Here is a 25,280-nt window from a genome sequence, read left to right as displayed (position 1 = left end):
AAAGCGGCAACTACGTGAACCCCAGGAGCTTACATAAGTAAATGACTGGGGTGAACGCAGACAGCCAACAAAGAGGCAGCGTGAAGGATGACGTGTATCGGCAAAACACGAAAAGGTGAGAAGTACTATGTCTAAACCATTTGTCTGGCAGGAACTCTTTGTTCAGAGTAAAGATAATACAGAATACGAATTACTCAGTAACCAACACGTTACGGTAACAGAGTTAGACGGAGAGGAAGTGATCAAGGTTGCGCCCGAGGCGTTAACCCTGTTGGCACAGCAGGCATTTTATGAAGCTTCATTTTTCCTGCGCGCCGGACATTTGAAACAGATCGCCAGTATTCTGCACGATCCGCAGGCCAGCAGTAATGATAAATACGTCGCACTCCAGCTACTGCGCAATGCAGAGGTTTCGGCTAAAGGCGTATTGCCTAACTGCCAGGATACAGGGACCGCAACCATTGTGGCAAGCAAAGGGCAGAATGTCTGGACCGGGTGTGATGATGCCGAAGCATTAAGCCATGGCGTATATGCCACATTCACGGAAAACAACCTGCGCTATTCGCAAAACGCACCGCTGGATATGTATTCCGAGGTCAATACTCAGACTAACCTGCCCGCCCAAATCGACATTAGCGCCACCCCGGGTAATGAATACCGGTTCCTGTTCGTCAACAAAGGTGGTGGCTCAGCTAACAAAGCAGCGCTGTACCAGGAAACCAAATCAATTTTACAACCGGAAAAACTCACTGCCTTCCTGATTGATAAAATGAAATCACTGGGAACAGCCGCCTGCCCGCCATATCACATTGCATTTGTCGTTGGCGGTCTGTCTGCCGATCAGGCGCTGAAAGTCGCAAAACTGGCATCAACTAAATATTACGATAACCTGCCCACCAGCGGGAACGAATTGGGTCAGGCGTTCCGCGATACGGCACTGGAAGCCACTCTTCTCAATGCCAGCCGTGAGTTTGGCATCGGCGCACAATTTGGCGGCAAATACTTTGCGCACGATATTCGTGTTATTCGCCTGCCACGCCACGGCGGCTCCTGCCCTATCGCTATGGCACTCTCCTGCTCTGCTGACCGCAATATTAAAGCCAAGATTAATAAACAGGGTATCTGGCTGGAAAAACTCGAACATAATCCGGGCAAATTCATTCCCGATTCTCACCGCGTAGAAAATGGTGCTCAGACCGTACAGCTCAATCTGGACCGCCCGTTGCGCGACATTCTGCATGATCTGTCCACACTGCCGATTGGAACCCGACTATCGCTAAGTGGCCCGATTGTCGTCGCCCGTGATATCGCCCACGCAAAAATCAAAGAACGTCTGGATAACGGCGAACCGATGCCGGAGTACATGAAAAACCATATCGTTTATTACGCTGGCCCGGCAAAAACCCCAAATAATCAGGCTTGTGGCTCAATGGGTCCCACCACCGGCGGGCGCATGGATGGGTACGTCGATGCCTTCCAGGCAGCGGGTGGCAGTCTGATCATGTTGTCAAAGGGCAACCGCAGCAAGCAGGTAACCGATGCCTGCCACACGCATGGCGGATTTAACCTTGGCAGCATAGGAGGCGCAGCAGCCTTACTCGCACAGCAGTACGTGAAAAGCCTGCGCTGCCTTGAGTATCCGGAACTCGGCATGGAAGCGGTCTGGATGATGGAAGTCGAAAACATGCCGGCCTTTGTGCTGGTGGATGACAAGGGCAATAACTTCTTCAGTCAGTTTGAACAGCAACATCGCTGCTCAACCTGTCCGGCAGGGAAATAAGGAGCAACAATGGAAGCGCGAGTCAACAATGACAGACACCGCCAGCGCCAACAGAAACTGAAAGAACAGGTTGATACCCGCGTGGCGGCGGCAACGGAGAAGAAAGGAATTCTGATAGTCTTCACCGGCAACGGTAAAGGTAAATCCACCGCAGCCTTTGGGACGGCAACGCGCGCGGTAGGTCACGGAAAAACCGTTGGCATCGCGCAGTTTATTAAAGGCCAGTGGGATAATGGCGAGTACAACACGTTACAGCCGCTCGGTGTTGAATTTCATATTATGGGTACCGGTTTTACCTGGGAAACCCAGAACAGGGAAGCCGACATCGAGGCGGCAACAGCGGTCTGGCAGGAAAGTAAGCGCATGCTAGCCGATGCACATTACGACCTGGTGGTGCTGGATGAACTCACCTATATGCTGGCTTATCACTATCTGGATACGCAGGAGGTTATCAGCGCTATCGAGAATCGCCCTGCAGAACAGAGCGTGATCGTCACAGGACGTGGATGCCACACGCAATTACTGGAACTTGCCGATACGGTGAGTGAAATTCGCCCGGTTAAGCACGCGTTTGATAGTGGTATTCAGGCACAGGTCGGGATCGACTGGTAACGAGACTTTTGCCGGATAACATGTTCGCTTATCCGGCCTACCATTTCTTCAGATAGCAGACCGGCGTTATCATCCGGTATCAGCAGCCCACTTTAGAGACCACGGATTTATTCAATAACCAGTTGCGGAAAATCTGTAAATGCAGGGATTCCGATTTTTCTTCACGCCACGTCATAATGAAACGGTTCCCGGTACGCATAGGAACGTCGCAGGGAATGACCATATCACCACTGTCCAGATCGTGCTGAATAGCAAAACGGGGTAACAGAGCCACGCCCAAATTAGAACGCACGGCGGCGATCAGCATCGACAATAAATCAAAACGCGGACCTTTATTCACCAGTGGGCTACTGACATTGGACAGCGCAAACCACTCCTGCCAGCCTTTGATACGCGTGCTTTGGTGCAACAGGGTAAACTCATTTAGCAGATCATCGACAGCCAGTTTCTGATTGGATTCAGAGAGCAGACATCTGCTGCATACCGGCAAAATTTCCTCTTCAAAAAGATACTCAACCTCTGACCATGGCGAGTAAAAATCTTCCCGCATGATCGCGGCATCATACTCACGATTGAGAAAATCACCGATATTCGCCAAAGAATGGATATTAACGATAATATCAGGGTTAAGTTTGTTGAATTCGCGCAGGTTGGGGATCAACCAATGTGTACTGAAGGTAGGATTAACCGCCAGTTCGATAACCTGCACGGTCGGTTGCCAGGTCATTATTGTTGTCGTATCACGTTCAAGTTTGTTTAGCGTTTCCTTAACAATACTTAAATAATGTTTCCCAGCCGCATTTAAAAAAATGCGCTTTTTGGCATGATTAAATAACGATGTATTGAGAAAATCTTCCAGAGCATTAACCTGGCGGAAAACTGCGCTTTGTGTCAGAGCAAGCTCTTCTGCCGCCCGGGTATAACTTTCATGACGCGCAACCACTTCAAAAGTTACCAGCAACTCCGTCTTGGGTATTTTTCCTCTCATAACCTCTTCCATATGCAGCGTACAAAAATAGTTTAATTTATAAAAAATAATTCGATTCACCCAGATGAGCATCGAGAGTTATATTTTATTTTGTCCATTGATGTCATTGATCCAATCCATGATTTACTCACACTGGCGGCGGATAAATATTAACCAATAATACTCAAGCACAGCAATAAACACAATTTAAATAAGGTTAAATCCAGGCAAATAGTGCCAATAAGTTCTTAATAATTTTTCATGTTATCTTGTTTATTGCAGAAAAAACTTTGCGAGTTTAATCAATATTGTCCCTGCGATAATTTAGGACAATTTAGCGTTATAACTTATGGGCAAACGACTGCTTTTAATCATTCCGCAATGTAGTTTCTGCCATTTTTTTGTTAGCCGTGATAAAGGACACAATGTGAAAACTTTCGGAAAGGTCTGGCTCGTCGGAGCAGGTCCCGGTGATATTTCATTACTCACCCTCAAAGCGATGATGTGCATTAAACAAGCTGATGTCATTATTTACGATCGTCTGGTCAATCCTAAAATTCTGGAATGGGCATCCGCTGAGTGTAAACTTGTCAATGTCGGAAAAACCCCTGGCTTTCATTGTGTGCCACAAGATGAAATCAACTTACTGCTTATTCAGTACGCTGAAACGCATGACAACATCGTGCGTTTAAAAGGCGGTGATCCTTATGTTTTTGGTCGTGGAGCTGAGGAAGTTGAGGGACTCGTAGAGATCGGGATTCCATTTGAAGTCGTGCCCGGTATCAGTTCCACCATTGGCGGCCTTGCCTGCGCCGGTATTCCGGTCACTCACCGCGATTTCGCATCCGGGTTTCACGTAGTGACAGGCCATACACGAGAAGGCAACCAGCAGCAGGACTGGCGTCAGTTAGCCAGACTCAACGGTACGCTGGTTATCGTGATGGGTATCGCCAACCTGGCATTTATCTGCGAAGAACTGTTGATGGGCGGAAAATCGGCAGACACGCCCGCCGCCGTTATCATGTCTGCCACGCGGGAAAATCAGCGCCGCCTGACCTGTATGCTCGGTGCATTATTGAATAAAGCACAGGAGGCAAACGTTGTGCCACCTGCGCTTATCGTCATTGGTGATGTCGTCACCCTCAGCGATCGACTCTCTTTTATTCCCGAAGCCATCACGCTGCCGGAAAACCTTTACTGCGAGAGTCTGGCGTGACGAAAAGACTGAGGTGACGTTTGATGGGCTGCCCGGAATACGCGGCAAAAATAACTGGTTTGTGCGTAGTGAAGTTTCCGGGCAATGCTGTCTATCGAATGAACAGGGTCGTGCAATAACTCCCCCGCCTTTTGCATTTTTTTCTGATTCACCCAGATTTTAAAATTAACACCCTGACGTTTCTTAAAAAAACGACTGAAATAATTCGCACTTAAACAAACGTGCGCTGCCACAGTCTCCAGAGATAATTCACCATATAAATTATCATCAATATAGCGAAGTGCCGCTGATAGTTTTCTCTCGTGACGAGAAAGCTCCGTATAATATGGGCGAATAGTATTAATTTGCGATCCGAAGGAAGCATCAACCTGTTGTTCCTGATGTTCAAAGTTATCAACAATAAACCTCAGTAAATTTGCCGATGCCACCAGTGTGTTATTATCCACTACAGTAACCCGTTCCCACTCAGCTTTTATCCGAGGTTCATTCATCCATTGTGGTTTGTCATCAATCACAATTGTTTTATATTCCTGATGTTTTGCCCGTACCTGACCACAAATAATAAAGCCGTACAGATTGCCCTCATGGATTAACGGCATTGAGAATAGGCTTAATCCTGCATAACAGCAGAGTATTCTGGGTTTAACCTGCTTTAACCCCTCAAAAGCACAATACTTATCACACTTTTGACAACTCGGGCGATACAGTTCATTGGTACGCATTAATGAACAAAATGAATTGAAGCCATGACAATCAGATATTGCCTTACCTGTAACATCAACGACTACCGTTGCTAATCCGGTCGCACCAGAGAAGATCTCAGCTATAGAGAAAAAACTCTGCAAGTAGTCATCCTGAATTTTCAGCGGCACGCCTTCCTCCGGCATTCATGATATTTAAGCCGGTAATATGCAGAATTTAGCCTAAAGAAAGAATGATGCTTACCGCAAAAAATAATCTTATTTATGAAGATGATTATGATCAAATTGCAAGATGAATAATGTGTCGTCTTAACCACAATAGCGCGGTGAGTACGACTGCGTCACTGGGCCATCTTTTAATTTATTATATTCTGCCTTCAGAGAACGGGTGACGGGTTACAGATATTCGGCAGGAACAAAAAACGAAAAAGACATAAAAAAGGCCATCATCAGATGGCCAACCATGTCGAAAACGGACCAGCCCTGCGTCCTTCGCACAACGCATACAGCCGGTTGCACGAAGGGGTCGGGCTTTATTACTACTTTTTGAGAATTACTTAATCACAGTTTTCAGCGCTTCACCGATATCGGCCAGGCTGCGCACGGTTTTCACCCCCGCTGCTTCCAGTGCGGCGAATTTCTCATCAGCCGTACCTTTACCACCAGAGATAATCGCACCCGCGTGCCCCATACGTTTGCCTTTCGGCGCGGTCACGCCCGCGATGTAGCCAACAACTGGCTTGGTCACATGATCTTTAATGTACGCCGCCGCTTCTTCTTCCGCGCTACCGCCGATCTCACCGATCATCACGATCGCTTCAGTCTGCGGATCTTCCTGGAACAGTTTCAGGATGTCGATAAAGTTTGAGCCAGGGATCGGGTCACCACCGATACCTACGCAGGTAGACTGGCCGAAACCATAGTCAGTCGTCTGCTTAACCGCTTCATAGGTCAACGTACCAGAACGAGAAACGATACCCACTTTACCCGGCTTGTGAATGTGACCCGGCATGATGCCGATTTTGCATTCGCCTGGGGTGATAACGCCAGGACAGTTCGGCCCAATCATGCGCACGCCCGCTTCATCAAGCGCCACTTTCACGGTCAGCATATCCAGCGTCGGGATGCCTTCAGTGATGGTGATAATCAGTTTAATACCTGCGTTGATGGCTTCCAGAATGGAGTCTTTGCAGAACGGAGCCGGTACATAAATAACAGACGCAGTCGCGCCGGTGGCTTCAACCGCTTCACGCACGGTGTTAAACACTGGCAGGCCCAGGTGAGTTGTACCGCCTTTACCCGGCGTTACACCACCAACCATTTGCGTGCCGTAAGCAATCGCTTGTTCAGAGTGGAATGTCCCCTGGCTACCGGTGAAGCCCTGGCAGATAACCTTGGTATCTTTATTAATTAAAACTGACATTATTTCCCCTCCACTGCGGCAACAACCTGCTGAGCTGCATCCGTCAGACTTTTCGCTGCAATAATATTCAGGCCGCTGTCAGCCAGTTTTTTCGCGCCGAGTTCGGCGTTGTTACCTTCCAGACGCACAACCACCGGAACGTTAACACCAACTTCCGCTACCGCGCCGATGATACCGTCAGCGATCAGGTCGCAACGCACGATGCCACCAAAGATGTTAACCAGAACGGCTTTCACGTTGTCGTCAGAGAGGATAATTTTGAACGCTTCGGTCACGCGTTCTTTGGTTGCGCCGCCGCCCACGTCAAGGAAGTTAGCCGGTTCGCCACCGTGCAGTTTAACGATGTCCATGGTGCCCATTGCAAGGCCAGCGCCGTTAACCATACAACCAATGTTACCGTCCAGCGCGACGTAGTTCAGTTCCCACTGTGCAGCCTGAGCTTCACGCGGATCTTCCTGAGACTGGTCGCGCATTTCACGCAGATCCGGCTGGCGGAATAGTGCGTTGCCGTCAGCACCCAGTTTGCCATCGAGGCAGATCAAGTCGCCTTGTTTGGTCACCACCAGCGGGTTGATTTCGATCAGCGCCAGGTCGCGCTCAAGGAAAATGGTCGCCAGACCCATGAAGATCTTGGTGAATTGCTGAACCTGCTTACCTTCCAGACCCAGTTTGAACGCCAGGTCACGGCCCTGATACGGCATTGGACCCGTCAGCGGATCGAGCGCCACTTTATGGATCAGGTGCGGGGTTTCTTCCGCTACTTTTTCGATTTCCACGCCGCCTTCGGTAGAGGCCATAAAGACCACACGACGGGAGCTGCGATCAACTACTGCACCGAGGTAAAGTTCTTTACCAATGTCGGTCGCAGCTTCAACCAGAATCTGATTTACCGGTTGACCGTTGGCATCTGTCTGGTAGGTCACCAGACGTTTGCCCAGCCAGTGTTCAGCAAAAGCGCGAATGTCTTCTTTGCTGTTAACAACCTTCACACCGCCCGCTTTACCACGGCCACCAGCGTGAACCTGACATTTCACTACCCACGGGCCTGCGCCGATTTTTGATGCGGCTTCTTCGGCTTCACGCGGAGTAGTACAGGCATAACCCACCGGTGCCGGTAAGCCATAGCGGGCAAAAAGTTGTTTTGCCTGATATTCATGTAAGTTCATGTGTTCTGTCCATCCTTCAGGTAATCGTTATCTTTAAACCTGTAGGCCGTTGCGTTTTTCATGCCGGATGGCGCAACGCTTATCGGCCTACAGGGCAGGTGATACTCTCAGGTACTACACGTCCAGCAGCAGACGCGTTGGATCTTCCAGCAACTCTTTAATGGTCACCAGGAAGCCTACTGACTCACGACCATCAATCAAACGGTGGTCATAAGACAGCGCCAGATACATCATCGGCAGGATTTCAACCTTGCCGTCTACAGCCATCGGACGATCTTTGATGGCATGCATACCCAGGATGGCGCTCTGCGGCGGGTTAATGATTGGCGTAGACATCAGGGAACCGAACACACCACCGTTAGTGATGGTGAAGTTACCACCCGTCAGATCTTCAACCGTCAACTTGCCGTCGCGACCTTTTACTGCCAGCTCTTTAATATTTTTCTCGATGTCAGCCATACCCAGCAGATCCACATCTCGCAGAACCGGAGTTACCAGGCCGCGCGGCGTAGATACCGCCATGCTCACATCAAAGTAGTTGTGGTACACCACGTCATCGCCATCGATAGAAGCGTTCACTTCAGGATAGCGTTTCAGCGCTTCAACAACCGCTTTAACGTAGAAGGACATAAAGCCCAGACGGATACCGTGACGTTTTTCGAACGCGTCGCCGTACTGCTTACGCAGATCCATAATCGGCTTCATGTTGACTTCGTTGAACGTCGTCAGCATTGCTGTCGAATTTTTCGCTTCCAGCAAACGCTCAGCTACGCGCTTACGCAGACGGGTCATCGGTACGCGTTTTTCACCGCGAGCACCCAGTGCAGGCTGTGCTGCAGGCGCCGCTGCCGGGGCTTTCGCTTCCGCTTTTGCTGCCGGAGCTTTAGCCAGATGTTTTTCAACATCTTCACGCGTGATACGACCACCGACACCGGTACCATTGATGGCACTGGCTTCGAGATTATGCTCACCCAGCAGGCGACGGATCGCCGGGCTCAGGGCATCGTTATTCTGCTCGGCAAGAGACGCCTGTTGACGCTGTGCCGGGGTAGAATCTTTCTCTTCAGATTTAGCACTGGTCTCTTTACCACTGCTATTGCCTTCACGCAGGCGACCAAGGATCTGGCGAGAAGTGACCGTGGTCCCTTCATCTTCCAGAACTGCATCAAGAATACCGTCCGCTGATGCCGGTACTTCCAGTACCACTTTGTCAGTTTCGATTTCTACCAGTACTTCGTCACGACGTACTGCATCGCCCGGTTTTTTGTGCCAGGTTGCAACCGTTGCATCTGCTACGGATTCAGGCAGGTCGGGAACAAGAATATCTACGCTACTCATTATTTATCCTTTATTTAATCGACGTTCAGCGCGTCATTGACCAGATCTTGTTGCTGTTTCTGGTGAACGGACATATATCCTACTGCCGGAGAGGCAGAGGCCGGGCGACCTGCATAACGCAGAGCAGACCCAAATGGAATCACTTCACGGAAATGATGCTGGCTGCAGTACCATGCGCCCTGGTTGAGCGGCTCTTCCTGGCACCAGACAAAATCATGCACATGAGCAAAAGGTTTCAGCGCTTCCTGTACCGCTTTATGCGGGAACGGATAGAGCTGTTCGATACGCACAATGGCGACATCTTTTTGGTTGTTCTTGCGGCGCTGCTCCAGCAGGTCGTAATAAACCTTACCAGAACACATCACGACGCGCTTCACGGCTTGCGGATCAAGTTCATCTATCTCGCCAATGGCTGGCAGGAACGTACCGTTAGCCAGTTCGTCGAGCGTAGACACCGCCAGCGGATGACGCAGCAATGATTTCGGCGACATCACCACCAGCGGACGACGCATACCGCGCAGCGCCTGACGACGCAGCATGTGGTAAACCTGTGCTGGGGTAGACGGAACGCACACCTGCATGTTTTGCTCAGCACAAAGTTGCAGATAACGCTCAAGACGTGCGGAAGAGTGCTCTGGTCCCTGCCCTTCGTAGCCATGTGGCAGCAGCATCACCAGGCCACACATACGACCCCATTTCTGCTCACCAGAGGAGATGAACTGGTCGATAACAACCTGCGCACCGTTGGCAAAGTCACCAAACTGCGCTTCCCAGATAGTCAGCGTGCGCGGCTCTGCTGTGGCATAACCATATTCGAATGCCAGTACCGCTTCTTCAGACAGCACGGAGTCCCAAACGCGGAATGTGCCCTGACCGTTATGCACATGCTGCAGTGGCGTGTAGGTAGAACCGTTTGCCTGGTTGTGAATAACTGCATGGCGGTGGAAGAAGGTACCGCGACCTGAGTCTTCACCAGACAGTCGTACCGGAATGCCCTCGTCAACCAACGTTGCGTAAGCCAGGTTCTCAGCACCACCCCAGTCGAACAGCTTCTCGCCTGCTGCCATCGCCTGACGGTCGCCGTAAATCTTGGCAACGCGCGACTGCATTTCAACCGCTTCTGGTACAGTACTGATGCGTTTTGCCAGTTCCTGCAAACGCTTCATTTCAACCTTGCTCGGGTAGTTTTCATCCCATTCATGGTTGAGGTACGGCGACCAGGTGAAGGAGTGCATGTTCATTGGACGCCACTCTTTCACTACGCATTCGCCGGCATCCAGCGCGTCACGATAGAGGTTGACCATTTCGGTGGCATCTTCCAGCGTTGCGACTTTATCGGCTTCCAGCTTATCAGCGTAGATTTTGCGCGGAGTCGGATGCTTTTTGATTTTCTGATACATCAGCGGCTGGGTCGCACTCGGCTCGTCGGCTTCGTTATGGCCATGACGGCGGTAGCACACCAGATCGATGAAGACATCACGTTTAAAGGTATTACGGAAATCCAGTGCCAGACGGGTCACGAAAGCGACGGCTTCCGGATCATCCGCATTGACGTGGAAAATAGGCGCCTGGACCATCTTACCGATATCAGTGCAATACGGCGTAGAGCGTGCATCCAGTGGGTTAGACGTTGTAAAGCCGACCTGGTTATTGATAACGATGCGAACGGTACCGCCCACTTCGTAACCACGCGCTTTCGACATGTTCAGGGTTTCCTGAACTACGCCCTGTCCGGTCACTGCGGCGTCACCGTGAATGGTGATCGGCAACACTTTATTGCTGCTCGGCTCGTCCAGTCTGTCCAGACGCGCGCGAACGGAACCGATAACCACCGGGCTGACGATTTCCAGATGCGACGGGTTAAACGCCAGCGCCAGGTGAACCAGACCGCCTTCGGTTTCGATATCAGATGAGAAGCCCATGTGGTACTTCACATCACCCGTACCGAGGTGTTCTTTATGTTTGCCTGCAAATTCGTCGAACAGATCCTGTGGTTTTTTACCTAGCACGTTGACCAGCACGTTCAGACGGCCACGGTGCGCCATGCCCAGAACCACTTCGCGCGTGCCGCTGTTACCGGCATGGCGAATCATCTCTTTAAGCATCGGAATTAACGCATCGCCGCCTTCCAGCGAGAAGCGTTTTGCACCCGGGAACTTCGCGCCCAGATAGCGTTCCAGGCCTTCTGCTGCGGTCAGTTCGCTGAGAAAACGTTTCTTCTCTTCGCTGCTGAATGCGGCACGACCAGATTCGATACGCTGCTGAAGCCAGCGTTTTTCTTCGGTACTGGTGATGTGCATATACTCGGCACCAATAGGGCCGCAGTAGGTTTGTTTCAGCGCCTCAACCAGGTCGCTCAGCTTCATGGTGTCTTTGCCGCCGGCAAAAGAACCAACGTTAAAGCTTTCCTGGAAATCAGCATCAGTCAGATCGTGGAAAGTTGGGTCCAGATCGGCCACATTCTCTTGCTGCCACAGCCCCAGCGGATCGAGATTCGCATGCTGATGACCACGGAAACGATATGCGTTGATGAGCTGCAGGACTTTAACCTGCTTCACATTGGCATCAGGGTCGGAGATAGAAGAAGAATAACGTGGGGTAACCAACGCCTGTCGACGGAAATAATCACGTGTTTTTGAGTGGAGTTGATCCGGTTTGACTCCGGTACCAGGTAACTGCTGGAACGTCGAACGCCAGTTAGCATCTACCGAGTCAGGGTCGGTTAAGAAGTCTTCATAGAGCTGTTCTATCCAGCTCTGGTTTGAACCAGAGAGGTAAGAAGAGTCCAACCAGGCTTTCAAAGCGCTGTTCTGCATCGTGATCCCTTAAGCATCTATATGCTTATTTCGCCGTGGATACTACCACGCACACCGCTGTGCGTGCCGGGGTTCACTTGCGAGCTCTTGTTTAATCTGGCTCGCGAAGGAACCTTTAAAAACTGTCTAATAATCTTCGTCGTTCAGACCGCGCCTTGTATCGCGCCGAACGCCTCGATTATTGCTCTCTAATTCATGGCAGTTTTTAGAGGTTTCCTGCATATATCATGCCTGATGACGCTGTGCTTATCCGGCCTACAGTGACTCACCTGTAGGCCGGATAAGGCATTTATGCCGCCATCCGGCATCTGTTACTTACGCACTACGTTTCAACAGCATCGACTTAATATGGCCGATGGCGCGCGTCGGGTTCAGCCCCTTAGGACATACGCTGACGCAGTTCATGATGCTATGGCAGCGGAATACGCTGAAAGCGTCACTTAAACCTTCGAGGCGGCTGTCGGTTTCGGTATCGCGACTGTCAATCAGGAAGCGATACGCGGCCAGCAGTCCTGCCGGGCCAATAAACTTGTCCGGATTCCACCAGAATGACGGGCAGGACGTTGAGCAGCATGCACACAAAATACATTCATACAGCCCATCGAGCTTCTCACGCTGCTCTGGCATTTGTAAATGCTCACGAGCAGGAGGATTTTTCCCATTATTCAACAAGTAAGGCTTAATCTTCTCATACTGTGCGTAGAATTGTCCCATGTCTACCACCAAATCGCGTACGACCGGTAAACCTGGCAGCGGGCGAATGACAATTTTCTTGCCCGGCTGATTCAGCGCAGAAATAGGAGTGATACACGCCAGCCCATTTTTGCCGTTCATATTCAGACCATCAGAACCGCACACCCCTTCACGGCAGGAGCGACGGAACGACAGCGACGGATCTTTTTCTTTCAGCTGCATCAATGCATCCAGCAGCATCATGTCGCGCCCTTCTTCCGCTTCCAGGGTGTAATCCTGCATACGCGGAGCATCATCGATATCCGGGTTATAGCGATAAATCGAAAACTCGAGTTTCATTGTCCTGTCTCCGCATTAATAAGTACGAATCTTCGGCGGGAATGCCGGGCGCAGTTTCGGTTCCATATTGACCTGACGTCGAGTCATGGATTCCGATTCTGGCAGGTACAGGGAATGGCACAGCCAGTTTTCATCATCACGTTCCGGATAGTCGAAGCGGCTATGCGCGCCGCGGCTTTCGGTACGGAAGTTGGCGGACACCGCCGTGGCGTACGCGGTTTCCATCAGGTTATCCAGCTCCAGACACTCAACGCGCTGGGTGTTGAACTCGCTGGACGTATCATCCAGACGGGCGTTTTTCAGACGCTCGCGAATTGCTTTCAACTCTTCAAGCCCCTTCGCCATCGCATCACCTTCGCGGAAGACCGAGAAGTTATGCTGCATACATTCTTGCAGCGCTTTGCGAATAACTACCGGATCTTCGCCGTCGCGGTTACCGTTCCAGCGGTTCAGACGGGCCAGAGAAGCATCGATCTCTTCTTCGGTCGCATCCAGCAGGTCACCCTGCTCAGTGATAGATTCCTGCAGATGCAGGCCAACCGCACGACCAAACACCACCAGGTCAAGCAGCGAGTTGCCGCCCAGACGGTTAGCGCCGTGTACGGATACGCAGGCGATTTCACCTACCGCGAACAGCCCAGGGATCACCACATCTTCACCCTGTTCGTTCACCGTCAGCGCCTGACCGGTCACTTTGGTCGGAATACCGCCCATCATGTAGTGGCAGGTAGGGATTACCGGAATCGGCTCTTTCACCGGATCAACGTGGGCAAAGGTGCGGGACAGTTCCAGAATACCCGGCAGACGGGATTCCAGCACTTCTTTACCCAGATGGTCGAGTTTCAGCTTGGCGTGTGGACCCCACGGACCGTCACAGCCACGACCTTCACGAATTTCGATCATGATGGAACGCGCCACCACGTCACGACCCGCAAGGTCTTTCGCATTCGGGGCATAACGCTCCATAAAGCGTTCGCCATGTTTATTTAACAGATAACCGCCTTCACCGCGGCAACCTTCTGTTACCAGTACACCTGCACCGGCGATACCGGTTGGGTGAAACTGCCACATTTCCATATCCTGCACCGGTACACCGGCACGGATAGCCATACCAACACCATCACCGGTATTGATGTGGGCGTTGGTGGTGGACTGATAAATACGACCTGCCCCGCCGGTTGCCAGCACGGTAGCGCGGGCTTTGAAGTAGACGACTTCACCGGTTTCGATACACAGTGCGGTACAACCCACCACTGCGCCATCGGCGTTTTTCACCAGATCCAACGCATACCACTCCGAGAAAATGGTGGTGTGGTTTTTCAGGTTCTGCTGATACAAGGTGTGTAACAACGCATGACCGGTACGGTCCGCCGCCGCTGCGGTACGTGCCGCCTGCTCGCCGCCGAAGTTTTTCGACTGACCGCCAAACGGGCGTTGATAGATAGTGCCATCGTCGAGGCGTGAAAACGGCAGCCCCATATGATCCAGCTCCAGAATCGCTTCCGGACCGGTCTTGCACATATATTCAATAGCGTCCTGGTCACCAATGTAATCCGACCCTTTTACGGTGTCGTACATATGCCATTCCCAGTTATCTTCATGGGTATTACCGAGCGCAACGGTGATGCCACCCTGCGCAGAAACGGTATGGGAACGGGTTGGGAACACTTTGGAAAGCAGCGCACAGGTCTGGCCGCTTTGGGAAATTTGCAGCGCCGCGCGCATACCTGCGCCGCCGGCACCAATCACAACAGCATCAAATTCTCTGACTGGCAGTTTCATTACACACCCCACACCACAACAAATCCATAAATGACGTAAACCACCAGCGCAACGACAATTGCCAGTTGCAGAATCAGGCGCACGGCCAGAGGTTTAACGTAGTCGGTCAACACCTGCCACATGCCGATCCAGGCATGAATCAAGATGGAGAAAAGTGCCAGCAGGGTGAAGACTTTGGTGAATGCCGATGAGAAAAAACCGGTCCAGACTTCCCAGGTCAGCTCGCCGCTGGTGGCGAAGAAGCCGACCATATAGATGATGTATAACGTCAGAACGATAGCGGTAGCACGGACCAGAATGAAGTCATGTACGCCGTTGCGTCCTAATGCGGAGGCGTTGCTTACCATACGAGGACTCCTGCGAGAAGTGAAAGCACGACAATGATAACAAAAGAAATTTTGGCGGAACGCGTCCCTGCTTCGAGGGTTTCTTCAAGGTAGCCAAAATCCATTAACAGATGGCGAATGCCCATTACAGCGTGATATGCCAGCGCGACCAGAATTCCCCACATAATTAACTCCACAAAGAAGTTATTCATAATGGATGACGCCGCGAGGAAACCTTCAGGGGAGGAAAGGCTGGTACCCAATAACCACAACAGTATCCCGACCGCCACGAAGGTGATCACTCCAGATACGCGATGGAGAATGGACGCTATCGCCGTGATTGGGAACCGGATCGTTTGCAGATCCAGATTGACAGGTCTTTGTTTTTTCACATTTCTTATCATGAATAACGCCCACATGCTGTTCTTATTATTCCCTTTGGACTTCGGGTACAGAAGATGAAGACACCTGTAGCCTGAAAGACGACGGGATTTCCTTCCTCCGGTCTGCGTGCGGGTCAGACAGCGTCCTTACTATAACTACGCGTCATATAAAACACTGCTTCCAGTTGCTAAAACGACACGTTACAACGCTGGTTGGCTCGGGATTGCAGGGTATTCCGGAGACCTGGCGGCAGTATAGGACGTTCACAAAATCATTACAATTAACCTACATATAGTTTGTCGGGTTTTATCCCGAACAGTGACATAGGTCACGATAACAACATTATTTTAATTTTTAATCATCTGATTTGACAAACATTAAACAAAGTTGTTACAAACGACACCAGAAAAGGCATATAATGCGTAAAAGTTATGGGGTCACTCTTTCACCGGAGATTTAGTTATGCAACAGTGTGGAAGTATTGACCAATACCTTCAGGACAGTTATTAGTGATAGACAGGTTTAATAATTCGGATTGCTAAGTTCTTGATTTGCTGTTTATTCGCCATGAACAGACCGTTTTACCTGCAAGCGCCCATAGCTCTGTACCCAGGTTGTCCCCTCTACCACAGAGCGGCGAGCCAAATAACAAACTGGTAACGGTTCACCAATGTACGAAGGCAAATGTAAGTTCCGGCAGTCATAAGCAATAAGGCGCTAAGGAGACCGTAAATGGCTGATACTAAAGCAAAAATCACTCTAAATGGTGACTCTGCTATTGAACTGGATGTGCTGAAAGGTACGCTCGGTCAAGATGTTATTGATATTCGTAGCCTTGGCTCAAAAGGGATGTTTACTTTTGACCCAGGTTTCACCTCTACTGCATCCTGCGAATCCAAAATTACTTTCATCGACGGCGACGAAGGTATTTTGCTGCATCGCGGCTTCCCGATTGACCAGTTGGCGACCGAGTCCAACTATCTGGAAGTGTGTTATATCCTGCTGTACGGCGAAAAACCGACGCAGGAAGAGTACGACGAGTTCAAAACCACGGTCACTCGCCATACCATGATCCATGAGCAGATTACCCGTCTGTTCCACGGTTTCCGCCGCGACTCTCACCCGATGGCCGTCATGTGCGGTGTTACCGGCGCACTGGCCGCGTTCTACCACGACTCGCTGGATGTGAATAATGCGCGTCACCGTGAAATCGCTGCTTTCCGTCTGCTGTCCAAAATGCCTACCATGGCAGCGATGTGCTACAAATACTCCATCGGCCAACCGTTTGTTTATCCGCGTAACGACCTCTCCTACGCCGGTAACTTCCTGCACATGATGTTCTCCACGCCGTGCGAAAAATACGAAGTGAATCCAATCCTGGAACGCGCAATGGACCGTATCCTGATCCTGCACGCCGACCACGAGCAGAACGCTTCTACGTCTACCGTACGTACGGCGGGTTCTTCTGGCGCTAACCCGTTTGCCTGTATCGCAGCAGGTATTGCTTCCCTGTGGGGACCGGCACACGGCGGTGCAAACGAAGCCGCACTGAAGATGCTGGAAGAAATCAGCTCGGTTAAACACATTCCGGAATTTGTTCGCCGCGCGAAAGACAAGAATGATTCTTTCCGTCTGATGGGCTTTGGTCACCGTGTCTATAAAAACTATGACCCACGCGCCACCGTTATGCGTGAAACCTGTCATGAAGTTCTGAAAGAGCTGGGCACCAAAGATGACCTGCTGGAAGTGGCCATGGAGCTTGAGCACATCGCACTGAATGACCCGTACTTCATCGAGAAGAAACTCTACCCGAACGTAGACTTCTACTCCGGTATCATTCTGAAAGCGATGGGTATTCCGTCCTCCATGTTCACCGTGATTTTCGCCATGGCGCGTACCGTTGGCTGGATTGCTCACTGGAACGAAATGCATACTGATGGCATGAAGATCGCCCGTCCTCGTCAGCTGTACACCGGCTACGACAAACGCGATTTTAAGTCTGACATTAAGCGTTAATTCCTGTTGCCGGATGGCGATGCGTCACCATCCGGCATATTCCCTTTTTCTTGACATGCATTGTGTTAATCCTCTCATCCTTTCTCTATGATTTACTGAGACTTGCTTAATTCTACTCAGGAGTATGGGATGCCTGTTTTGCAGTGGAGTGCACTGTTTTTACTGTCACTTCTTCTTTCCCTGCTCTTTCTGTTTATCCATCTTCCGGGGCCATTACTGCTCGGGTCGATGATCGTCGGTATTATTTTCAGTATGCGCGGTATTTCGCTGCATCCCCCTCGCTGCACGTTTCTTGGTGCGCAAGCCATCCTCGGCTGTATGATTGCGCAAAACCTCACTGGCTCCATTTTTACGACGCTGGCAGCGCATTGGCCGGTGGTGATTGTCATTCTGCTGGCAACCCTTATCAGCAGTGCAGCAATAGGCTGGTTGTTAGTACGTTACAGTAAACTTCCCGGTAATACGGGCGCGTGGGGCTCATCTCCAGGCGGAGCGGCGGCGATGGTTGCCATGGCGCAGGATTATGGCGCTGACATTCGTCTGGTGGCATTCATGCAGTATCTGCGGGTTTTACTTGTGGTAGGCGCGGCGGCGCTGGTCACCCGACTGGTGATGGGTGACCTGGCGCAAACGGTCAGCGAGCAAATCATCTGGTTTCCGCCACTGAGTGTTAACCTGTTCAGTACCCTGGCACTGGCCGCCGTTGCCGGAATTGCCGGGCGCGTACTGCGCATCCCCTCTGGCGTCATGCTGCTGCCAATGCTGGTGGGTGCATTGCTGAACGCTGGCGGTGTAATGGTGATTGAACTGCCGGAATGGCTACTGGCCATAGCGTACATGGCCATCGGCTGGCAAATTGGTCTGGGTTTTGACAAGCAAATCTTTTTTATGGCACTGCGTCCCTTGCCACAGATCCTGTTGTCTATTTTTTCACTGATGGCGATTTGCGCGGCTATGGCCTGGGGACTGGCGCATTACATGCGGATCGACTTCCTCACCGCTTATCTGGCTACCAGCCCGGGAGGGGTGGACAGTGTCGCGGTGATTGCCGCAGGAAGTCACGCCGATATGGCGCTGATCATGGCGATGCAGACCCTGCGGCTGTTCAGTATTTTATTGACTGGTCCGGCGGTGGCGCGGTTTATTTCACAGCATGCCCCCAGGCAGCCAGCTTAATGCTGACATCCCGGACACCAGTAAAAAGGTCGTGAAGAGAGCATCGTTTTCTCGATAATACCGCCACAACGTTCGCATGCTTCACCGTCCCGATGGAAAACCTTAAAGCGAAACAGCGCGCCGTGATGTTTATTCTCATCAACCAGACCGCGCGTATTGTAAGATAAACGCGGAATATCGAGCAGTGCATGCGCCAGCCTGTCGAGCTGTTCATCGCTGAGTTGCGAGGCTTTATGTTGCCCTGTCAGTTCCACCTGCCAGAGAATTTCTACCCGTAAATAGTTACCCAACCCCGCGAGAAACGCCTGATCCAGGAACAGACCGGAAAACTGCCGATTGCGAAAACGAGGTGAAAGCAGACGCGCTTTCACATCATCAGGCGTTAAGCGCAGATCCAGCACATCAGGTCCAACCCGTTGCAGGAACGGATGGTTGGTTAGCTGTTCAGGCGTAAGGATTTCAATGTCAGAGGCGCTGTAGAGCAGAATAGTTTTATCGAGCGTTTGCAGCCTGACGCGTAATACCCGGTTGGTTTCCGGGATTTTCCCCGTCTCAATCACTCGCCATACGCCATAAAGCTGATTATGGCTATATAACGTCAGACCATTCGAAAAGTGGGTCAGCAATGCCTTACCCCGGGTTTCAATATGGGTAACCCTCTGTCCAGTCAGTCGAGATTGATACGGTTTTAACTGCTCAAAGGCAAACCAGACATCCGTCAGAGGTTTGCCTTTGACTGCCGCCTCCAGGTTATCCGCCGCACGGCGGATCTCCGGGCCTTCAGGCATAATACTGTCCTTTGTTAATGAGTTGCTCCGCCCGTCACTGCGATATCGCGATCCACCTGCAAGGCGGTAACAATCGCAATCTCCAGTGCATGACGCACCGTTTCTGCCGCCATACTCGGCGCACCTGGATGCGCCGCCGCTTGTTCCGGCAGATAGGGAATATGAATAAATCCCCCCTTCACTGTCGGCGTGTTACGTAACTTATGCAGCAGCCCATACATCACGTGGTTGCAGACGAAGGTACCCGCAGTCTGAGAAACCGATGCAGGAATACCTGCGCTGCGCATGGCAGCAACCATCGCTTTAATCGGCAACGTGCTAAACCATGCCGCCGGGCCATCCGCTACGATCGGTTCATCAACGGGCTGCTGCCCGTGGTTATCCGCAATACGTGCATCGTCAACATTGATCGCCACGCGCTCAACGGTGATATCTGTACGGCCTCCAGCCTGACCTACCGCCAGTACCAGCGACGGCGACAGCGCGTCAATCGCAGCATTGAGTACGGCAAGAGACTCACCAAATACGCACGGAAGCTGGCGTGCCACAACGCGACACTCACCGATAATAGCATTGTCGAGACCCGAGACCACTTCCCAGGAAGGGTTAACTGATTCGCCGCCAAAAGGTTCAAATCCGGTGATAAGTACCGTTTTCATCCTTCCTCCTTACAGGAACATCAGGAAATACATCAGGAATACGTTGACCAATAGCAGCAGCACGCCGGTTGGCACCTGTGCTTTAATCACTGCATTCTTATCCGGCAGTTCCAGCAATGCCGCCGGCACAATGTTAAAGTTCGCCGCCATCGGCGTCATCAGCGTACCGCAATACCCGGAGAACATGCCGATTGCCGCCATCACCGCAGGGTTACCGCCATGCTGCAACACGAGTATCGGAATACCAATCCCGGCGGTCACAATCGGGAAGGCTGCAAACGCATTACCCATAACCATCGTCAGCAGTGCCATACCGATGGTATACACCGCCACCGCGATAAAGCGGCTATCCACCGCGAGGTATTCCTGAGTCAGATAAGAGATACCACTGCCGACGCCTGCCGCCGTAAACAACAACCCCAGCGTGGCCAGAATCTGTGGCAGGATGAACGCCCAACCAATAGAGTCCAGCAGACGACGAGCTTCCTGAATTGGCTGATGTACCCGTTCATGGGTCATTTTTATCGCCATTGCCAGGCCGATCAACGAGCCAGCTGTCATCGAAAAGAGTGTCACCAGCGTGGCGTGGTTACCCGGCCCAAACAACGCATCCTGTAAGCCCGGAATATGATTAAACATCAACACGCCAATCACGGTAACCACCGGAATGGCCAGCGCCGGGAAAAACAGACGATTGCCCAACCGGGTGGCGCTTTCTTCGCGCTGTTGTTGCGTACGTTGATGATAGCTACCCAGTTTGACGCCGCCGAAACCGGCGATTAGAGCCAGTAACACGACCGCGACACCGACAGCGATATGCACAGTGCGTTTATCGCCAAAAAGTGAATACGTCCAGTCACCCAGCAGAAACAGCAGACCGTACACGCCCCAGAACAGACCGGTGGTTAAACGCCGGGGGTTCGCTTTGTCCTGCCAGGACATGACGGCCACAATCAGTAATACCGCACCCGCCAGCCAGTAGAGATAGCTTTGCTGAAAATTCATTTCGCTTCTCCTTTTGCTGCGGCATTCGCTTTCGCCACTTCGCGTTGCAGGTAGTTATCAAGGCGCCATAAGCGAGCACCGTGGATCAGGAACGCACAAATCGCCGTTGGGATCCCCCACAGGGCAATATGCAACGGCTCCGTCTGGATCCCGCCTGACTCCAGCATAAAGTTGTGCATGAAAATGATCGCGCCAAAGGCAACAAAGATATCTTCACCAAAAAACAGCCCGACGTTATCGGTCGCCGCCGACATTGCACGCAACCGATAGCGCACTGACCCGGGCAATTCACCATGGTTTTTCTCAGCGGCCCCTTCAGCCATAGGAGCCAGCAGCGGGCGAACCATTTGCGGATGGCCACCCAGACTTGTCAGCCCCAGCGCCGCGGTCGCTTCACGAATAAAGAGATAGACAATTAACAGACGACCGCTGGTGGCGCTGCGGATTTTCGCGATCCATGCCTGAGCACGTTCTTTCAGACCGTGGCGCTCCAGCAGACCGATAACCGCCAGAGGGATCAGCAGGATAAACGGCAGGTTGCGGGTGTTGAGAAAACCTTCTCCCAACTTTTCGAGGATCGTGGCGATCGGCATATGCGCCGCCAGCCCCGTGACGATCCCGGCAATGATAACCACCAATACCGGGTTAAAACGTAAAAGAAATCCGACCACAATGACAGCAATCCCCGTCAATGGCCAGAGAGAAATGACCTCTCCCATAATATATTCCCGTCTATGTTGTTGTGTAATATGTTATTGTTTTGTATGTAAAAAATTATGCGCTAATTTGAATCTTCTCTGCTTCGAACGCGGTACGTAAGCGGCGGGCAAAAGCGAGTGCGTGCTCACCATCACCATGAATACATACCGTCTGCGCAGTCACGCTCGCCCATTCTCCCGTCTGGCTTTTCACTCTGCCGGACTGCACCATTTCCAGGGTTTGAGCCAGTGCCTGTTCTTCATTTTCAATCAGCGCGCCCGGCTGGCTACGAGGAACCAGACTGCCATCTGCCTGATAGCCTCGATCGGCAAAAACCTCCTGGCGTGTCACCAGGCCATAATGTTCCCCGGCCCGAATCAGCTCGCTCCCCGCAAGTCCCACCAGCACAAGTGATGGATCGCAGGCATGAACAGCTCTGGCAATCGCGTCAGCCAGTTGTGGGTCTTTCGCCGCCTGGTTATAGAGCATCCCGTGTGGTTTGACGTGGCGCATGACGCCGCCTTCAGCCCGAGTGATGGTAGCCAGCGCGCCGATTTGATACAGCGTCTGCGCATATACCGTTTCAGTGGGCAAAGTCATGGCACTACGACCAAAGTTTTCCCGATCCAGGAAACCTGGATGAGCTCCCACCGCCACCCCATTTTTTAGCGCTTCACGCACGCTTAAAAGCATGGTTTGCGCGTCCCCGGCATGAAATCCACAGGCAATGTTGGCTGATGACACCAGTTGCAACAGCGCTGCGTCATTTGCGCAGCCTTCGCCGAGGTCTGCATTCAGATCAATTTTCATCGTTAAGTCGCCATGTTAACTGTTCCAGATAACGTTGCTGATCGGCACGCGCCTTCAGCGCCTCCTCCAGCGAACACTGAACAAAATGAATCGGCTGGCCGAGAGGGATTTGCGCCAGATGGTACATATCCGCCTCGATGATACAGGCAATTCGTGGATAGCCACCCGTCGTCTGAGCATCGTTCATCAACACAATCGGCTGACCATTGTGCGGTACCTGAACCACGCCGGGGAGCAGACCGTGCGACAACAGCTCACGATCGGTGGTACGTGTAAGTGGCTGACCCTGCAATCGATACCCCATTCGGTTACTCTGTGGGCTGAGCTGCCACGGAGATCGCCAGAATGATGCCTGTGATGCGTCATCAAATTCGTGATATTCAGGTCCGGGTAACGCGCGAATACGATTTCCCCACAAAAGCTGTTTGACCCCCTGCGGCCCGCTGAACTGCCGCGTTGAAACACCAATCGCCAGCCGATCGCCATCGCGTAACAGACGCCCTTCCAGCCCACCGATACCTACTTTCAGATCGGTACTGCATGAGCCCATCACCTCGGGAACATCAATGCCACCCGCCACCGCCAGATAACTGCGCATCCCGCGATGCGGGCGTTTTAGCATCAGGCGTTGCCCGGCTTTAACCGGCAGTCGCCATCCGCTCCACACAGGGGTACGGTCTAAATGCGCTTCACACCCCGCGCCGGTTAATGCAAACCAGCCATCCGCCTCAAATTCCACCACCAACTGACCGAGCGTCACTTCAAGTGCTGCGGCATTTGCGTCATTACCCACCAGCAGGTTGGCTACGTTCAGCGCCGGTTTGTCCAGCGCCCCACAGTGGCTTATTCCTGATTGCCGAAAACCGTAGCGGCCACCGTCCTGCACGGAGGTATACATGCCCGCACGAATGATTTTTAACATACCCCCTCCTTCTGCGGGACAAATCGCACGGTATCCCCTGGCCGTAACAGGATCGGCTCATCCCGCTGCGGATCGAACAACTTAACCGAGGTATGCCCTATCAGTTGCCATCCTCCTGGTGTTGATAGTGGGTAGATACCGGTTTGTGAGCCACCGATGCCAACTGAACCTGCCGGAACAAGCAGGCGCGGTTCAGCACGTCTTGGTGTATGCAGTTGCTCCGGTAAGCTCCCGAGATAGGGGAATCCCGGCTGAAAGCCGATAAACCAGACTACATAGTCAACTGACGCATGCAGTTCGACAACCTGCTTCTGGCTTAATCCACTGTGCTGCGCAACTTCTGCCAGATCCGGTCCGCACGTACCGCCATAGGTAACCGGTATTTCAATAAAGCGCGAATCTGGTTCCAGCGCTTCACTCTCTTCCCACCAGCGCTGCAGACGTTCAATTGCATCCAGCGCCAGCGTTTGTGGGTTGCGCAGAGTCACCGTGATGTTGTTCATTCCAGGAATGACTTCCAGCACATTCGGAGCATCTACCAGACGCTGGGCCAGGCCCCAAATACGTTTCTGACTCGCCAGCGTAATCGGTGGTTCCAGTTCCAGAACCACCGCAGTTTCACCTAACAGATAACAACGCGCTCGCTGCACTTTCGCCCCTCTTTAATTACGCCGGATTGGGTATATCAATGAAAGAAACATCCAAATCAGTATTTTCATTCAGCCATTCACTTAACGCGCGAATACCGCCACGTTCGGTGGCATGATGTCCGGCTGCATAAAAATGCAGCCCCTGCTCACGGGCTGAGTGAATGGTTTGTTCGGAGACTTCACCGGTAATAAAAGCATCGACGCCAAAACGGGCCGCGCTATCAATGAAACTTTGGCCGCCACCGGTACACCAGGCGACGCGCTGAACTTTTTCCGGCCCTGTATCACCACACCATAACGGTTTACGTCCCAGGCGCGCCTCGATCCAGGATGCCAGCTCTAACCCCGGAACCGGCATAGCGAGTTCGCCCCACGGCACCAGAGGCTCAATTTCCCCCATCACGGTAATGCCTAGCAGCGCAGCTAACTGCGCGTTATTCCCCAGTTCCGGGTGCGCATCCAGCGGCAGGTGCCAGCCATACAGGTTAATATCATTTTCCAGCAGTGTTTTCAGACGATGGCGCTTCATGCCGCGAATAACCGGGGATTCGCCTTTCCAGAAGTAACCGTGATGAACGATGACCGCATCAGCCCGCAGACGCACTGCCTCGTCCAATAATGCCTGGCTTGCGGTCACGCCGGTCACGATTTTATGCACCGTCTCTTTGCCCTCAACCTGCAAACCATTCGGCGCGTAGTCGCTAATGGCCGCGCTGTTCAGTTTGTCGTTGATCAGTTGTTCCAGTTCGGTGTTTTTCATCATCGCCCTCGTTGTCAAAAATTCTGCATGCCCAATCAGCAACACAGCTTAAGCTAAAATAGCGTCCCCGCCTCCGTTCGTCGATAGCCATTTCACTGACACATCAAGAAACAATCACATGGACTTTGAAGATAAATTGCTTACCACCAGGAGATCTTATTCATGTATATTTATGCAATCAGACAGCATATTGCAAAAATAATCAGATCTGTATCAAAGTTACCATTTCAAGGAAACACGCTCACACAGTAC

The 25,280-nt window shown here is 51.8% G+C and carries 23 protein-coding genes and 1 pseudogene; 6 read left to right on the top strand and 18 right to left on the bottom strand.

Going from position 1 to position 25,280, the window contains the following annotated elements:
- Positions 1-127 precede the first annotated feature (127 nt).
- On the top strand, positions 128-1,780 hold the full coding sequence (locus OGY01_RS19810) for a class I fumarate hydratase (protein ID WP_045441104.1): 1,653 nt from the start codon (positions 128-130) through the stop codon (positions 1,778-1,780).
- A gap of 9 nt (positions 1,781-1,789) precedes the next feature.
- Positions 1,790-2,392: a cob(I)yrinic acid a,c-diamide adenosyltransferase gene (gene cobO / locus OGY01_RS19805; RefSeq protein WP_045441103.1), complete on the top strand. Its 603-nt coding sequence runs from the start codon at positions 1,790-1,792 to the stop codon at positions 2,390-2,392.
- A 79-nt stretch (positions 2,393-2,471) separates the two neighbouring features.
- On the opposite strand, the gene OGY01_RS19800 is transcribed toward cobO, so the two are convergent.
- Positions 2,472-3,380: a LysR substrate-binding domain-containing protein gene (locus OGY01_RS19800; protein WP_045449505.1), complete on the bottom strand. Its 909-nt coding sequence runs from the start codon at positions 3,378-3,380 to the stop codon at positions 2,472-2,474.
- A 406-nt stretch (positions 3,381-3,786) separates the two neighbouring features.
- On the opposite strand from OGY01_RS19800, the gene cobA reads away from it, so the two are divergent.
- On the top strand, positions 3,787-4,575 hold the full coding sequence (cobA, locus tag OGY01_RS19795) for a uroporphyrinogen-III C-methyltransferase (protein WP_286493558.1): 789 nt from the start codon (positions 3,787-3,789) through the stop codon (positions 4,573-4,575).
- Here cobA and OGY01_RS19790 read toward each other — a convergent pair.
- The 9 genes from OGY01_RS19790 to sdhC form a co-directional block, all read right to left on the bottom strand.
- Entirely contained in the window at positions 4,554-5,447 is an 894-nt protein-coding gene (locus OGY01_RS19790; protein WP_286493556.1) for a PocR ligand-binding domain-containing protein, read from the bottom strand. The genes cobA and OGY01_RS19790 overlap by 22 nt on opposite strands.
- 382 nt (positions 5,448-5,829) lie before the next feature.
- Positions 5,830-6,699, bottom strand: a complete 870-nt coding sequence (sucD, locus tag OGY01_RS19785; RefSeq protein ID WP_048221836.1) for a succinate--CoA ligase subunit alpha — start codon at positions 6,697-6,699, stop codon at positions 5,830-5,832.
- The gene (sucC, locus tag OGY01_RS19780) at positions 6,699-7,865 is read right to left on the bottom strand and encodes an ADP-forming succinate--CoA ligase subunit beta (protein ID WP_045441099.1); all 1,167 of its coding nucleotides are present in this window, start codon (positions 7,863-7,865) and stop codon (positions 6,699-6,701) included. The genes sucD and sucC overlap by 1 nt, the downstream gene beginning before the upstream one ends.
- A gap of 114 nt (positions 7,866-7,979) precedes the next feature.
- A complete protein-coding gene (gene odhB, locus OGY01_RS19775; RefSeq protein ID WP_225760662.1) occupies positions 7,980-9,203 on the bottom strand; it encodes a 2-oxoglutarate dehydrogenase complex dihydrolipoyllysine-residue succinyltransferase in 1,224 nt (407 codons plus the stop codon).
- A 14-nt stretch (positions 9,204-9,217) separates the two neighbouring features.
- Complete coding sequence (gene sucA / locus OGY01_RS19770) at positions 9,218-12,019, bottom strand: 2-oxoglutarate dehydrogenase E1 component (protein WP_045441097.1); 2,802 nt, start codon at positions 12,017-12,019, stop codon at positions 9,218-9,220.
- Between the two features lie 315 nt (positions 12,020-12,334).
- A complete protein-coding gene (gene sdhB, locus OGY01_RS19765; protein ID WP_045441096.1) occupies positions 12,335-13,051 on the bottom strand; it encodes a succinate dehydrogenase iron-sulfur subunit SdhB in 717 nt (238 codons plus the stop codon).
- Between the two features lie 15 nt (positions 13,052-13,066).
- Positions 13,067-14,833 (bottom strand): succinate dehydrogenase flavoprotein subunit, encoded by a 1,767-nt coding sequence (sdhA, locus tag OGY01_RS19760; protein WP_045441095.1) that lies wholly within the window; start codon positions 14,831-14,833, stop codon positions 13,067-13,069.
- Positions 14,833-15,180, bottom strand: a complete 348-nt coding sequence (gene sdhD / locus OGY01_RS19755) for a succinate dehydrogenase membrane anchor subunit (RefSeq protein ID WP_045441094.1) — start codon at positions 15,178-15,180, stop codon at positions 14,833-14,835. The genes sdhA and sdhD overlap by 1 nt, the downstream gene beginning before the upstream one ends.
- Entirely contained in the window at positions 15,174-15,578 is a 405-nt protein-coding gene (gene sdhC / locus OGY01_RS19750) for a succinate dehydrogenase cytochrome b556 subunit (RefSeq protein WP_045441093.1), read from the bottom strand. Before sdhC ends, sdhD begins: the two co-directional genes overlap by 7 nt.
- A gap of 383 nt (positions 15,579-15,961) precedes the next feature.
- On the opposite strand from sdhC, the pseudogene OGY01_RS19745 reads away from it, so the two are divergent.
- The 3 genes and pseudogenes from OGY01_RS19745 (at position 15,962) to OGY01_RS19735 (ending at position 18,735) form a co-directional block, all read left to right on the top strand.
- Positions 15,962-16,069 (top strand): annotated as a pseudogene (locus OGY01_RS19745) (hypothetical protein).
- A 206-nt stretch (positions 16,070-16,275) separates the two neighbouring features.
- Entirely contained in the window at positions 16,276-17,559 is a 1,284-nt protein-coding gene (locus tag OGY01_RS19740; RefSeq protein ID WP_045441092.1) for a citrate synthase, read from the top strand.
- 129 nt (positions 17,560-17,688) lie between these two features.
- The gene (locus tag OGY01_RS19735; RefSeq protein ID WP_048221839.1) at positions 17,689-18,735 is read left to right on the top strand and encodes an AbrB family transcriptional regulator; all 1,047 of its coding nucleotides are present in this window, start codon (positions 17,689-17,691) and stop codon (positions 18,733-18,735) included.
- On the opposite strand, the gene nei is transcribed toward OGY01_RS19735, so the two are convergent.
- From nei to ybgI, 8 genes are read right to left on the bottom strand one after another with little or no spacing between them, the layout of a single operon-like run.
- A complete protein-coding gene (gene nei / locus OGY01_RS19730; RefSeq protein ID WP_045441090.1) occupies positions 18,732-19,523 on the bottom strand; it encodes an endonuclease VIII in 792 nt (263 codons plus the stop codon). The genes OGY01_RS19735 and nei overlap by 4 nt on opposite strands.
- 14 nt (positions 19,524-19,537) lie before the next feature.
- Positions 19,538-20,182: a pyroglutamyl-peptidase I gene (gene pcp / locus OGY01_RS19725; RefSeq protein ID WP_048221840.1), complete on the bottom strand. Its 645-nt coding sequence runs from the start codon at positions 20,180-20,182 to the stop codon at positions 19,538-19,540.
- A gap of 9 nt (positions 20,183-20,191) precedes the next feature.
- Positions 20,192-21,187, bottom strand: a complete 996-nt coding sequence (locus OGY01_RS19720) for a DUF979 domain-containing protein (protein WP_200010599.1) — start codon at positions 21,185-21,187, stop codon at positions 20,192-20,194.
- Entirely contained in the window at positions 21,184-21,906 is a 723-nt protein-coding gene (locus OGY01_RS19715; RefSeq protein ID WP_045441087.1) for a DUF969 domain-containing protein, read from the bottom strand. Before OGY01_RS19715 ends, OGY01_RS19720 begins: the two co-directional genes overlap by 4 nt.
- Before the next feature lie 55 nt (positions 21,907-21,961).
- A complete protein-coding gene (gene pxpA, locus OGY01_RS19710; protein WP_200010597.1) occupies positions 21,962-22,696 on the bottom strand; it encodes a 5-oxoprolinase subunit PxpA in 735 nt (244 codons plus the stop codon).
- Positions 22,686-23,618: a 5-oxoprolinase subunit PxpC gene (gene pxpC / locus OGY01_RS19705; protein WP_045441085.1), complete on the bottom strand. Its 933-nt coding sequence runs from the start codon at positions 23,616-23,618 to the stop codon at positions 22,686-22,688. Before pxpC ends, pxpA begins: the two co-directional genes overlap by 11 nt.
- Positions 23,612-24,268, bottom strand: a complete 657-nt coding sequence (gene pxpB, locus OGY01_RS19700) for a 5-oxoprolinase subunit PxpB (protein ID WP_045441084.1) — start codon at positions 24,266-24,268, stop codon at positions 23,612-23,614. The genes pxpC and pxpB overlap by 7 nt, the downstream gene beginning before the upstream one ends.
- Before the next feature lie 16 nt (positions 24,269-24,284).
- Positions 24,285-25,028: a radiation resistance protein YbgI gene (ybgI, locus tag OGY01_RS19695; protein ID WP_045449503.1), complete on the bottom strand. Its 744-nt coding sequence runs from the start codon at positions 25,026-25,028 to the stop codon at positions 24,285-24,287.
- Positions 25,029-25,280 lie beyond the last annotated feature (252 nt).

Origin of the sequence: Citrobacter sp. Cm038, from assembly GCF_030333105.1 — a bacterium.
GTDB lineage: Bacteria > Pseudomonadota > Gammaproteobacteria > Enterobacterales > Enterobacteriaceae > Citrobacter > Citrobacter murliniae.
The sequence above is the reverse complement of the archived record's forward strand: the minus strand, read 5'-3'. Positions and strand labels throughout refer to the sequence as shown.

Excerpts from the sequence above, each read along its gene's own strand:
- OGY01_RS19810 (WP_045441104.1), top strand. The coding sequence starts at position 128 with ATGTCTAAACCATTTGTCTGGCAGGAACTCTTTGTTCAGAGTAAAGAT.
- cobO (WP_045441103.1), top strand. The coding sequence starts at position 1,790 with ATGGAAGCGCGAGTCAACAATGACAGACACCGCCAGCGCCAACAGAAA.
- OGY01_RS19800 (WP_045449505.1), bottom strand. The coding sequence starts at position 3,380 with ATGAGAGGAAAAATACCCAAGACGGAGTTGCTGGTAACTTTTGAAGTG.
- sucD (WP_048221836.1), bottom strand. The coding sequence starts at position 6,699 with ATGTCAGTTTTAATTAATAAAGATACCAAGGTTATCTGCCAGGGCTTC.
- sucC (WP_045441099.1), bottom strand. The coding sequence starts at position 7,865 with ATGAACTTACATGAATATCAGGCAAAACAACTTTTTGCCCGCTATGGC.
- odhB (WP_225760662.1), bottom strand. The coding sequence starts at position 9,203 with ATGAGTAGCGTAGATATTCTTGTTCCCGACCTGCCTGAATCCGTAGCA.
- sucA (WP_045441097.1), bottom strand. The coding sequence starts at position 12,019 with ATGCAGAACAGCGCTTTGAAAGCCTGGTTGGACTCTTCTTACCTCTCT.
- sdhB (WP_045441096.1), bottom strand. The coding sequence starts at position 13,051 with ATGAAACTCGAGTTTTCGATTTATCGCTATAACCCGGATATCGATGAT.
- sdhA (WP_045441095.1), bottom strand. The coding sequence starts at position 14,833 with ATGAAACTGCCAGTCAGAGAATTTGATGCTGTTGTGATTGGTGCCGGC.
- sdhD (WP_045441094.1), bottom strand. The coding sequence starts at position 15,180 with ATGGTAAGCAACGCCTCCGCATTAGGACGCAACGGCGTACATGACTTC.
- sdhC (WP_045441093.1), bottom strand. The coding sequence starts at position 15,578 with ATGTGGGCGTTATTCATGATAAGAAATGTGAAAAAACAAAGACCTGTC.
- OGY01_RS19740 (WP_045441092.1), top strand. The coding sequence starts at position 16,276 with ATGGCTGATACTAAAGCAAAAATCACTCTAAATGGTGACTCTGCTATT.
- OGY01_RS19735 (WP_048221839.1), top strand. The coding sequence starts at position 17,689 with ATGCCTGTTTTGCAGTGGAGTGCACTGTTTTTACTGTCACTTCTTCTT.
- nei (WP_045441090.1), bottom strand. The coding sequence starts at position 19,523 with ATGCCTGAAGGCCCGGAGATCCGCCGTGCGGCGGATAACCTGGAGGCG.
- pcp (WP_048221840.1), bottom strand. The coding sequence starts at position 20,182 with ATGAAAACGGTACTTATCACCGGATTTGAACCTTTTGGCGGCGAATCA.
- OGY01_RS19720 (WP_200010599.1), bottom strand. The coding sequence starts at position 21,187 with ATGAATTTTCAGCAAAGCTATCTCTACTGGCTGGCGGGTGCGGTATTA.
- OGY01_RS19715 (WP_045441087.1), bottom strand. The coding sequence starts at position 21,906 with ATGGGAGAGGTCATTTCTCTCTGGCCATTGACGGGGATTGCTGTCATT.
- pxpA (WP_200010597.1), bottom strand. The coding sequence starts at position 22,696 with ATGAAAATTGATCTGAATGCAGACCTCGGCGAAGGCTGCGCAAATGAC.
- pxpC (WP_045441085.1), bottom strand. The coding sequence starts at position 23,618 with ATGTTAAAAATCATTCGTGCGGGCATGTATACCTCCGTGCAGGACGGT.
- ybgI (WP_045449503.1), bottom strand. The coding sequence starts at position 25,028 with ATGAAAAACACCGAACTGGAACAACTGATCAACGACAAACTGAACAGC.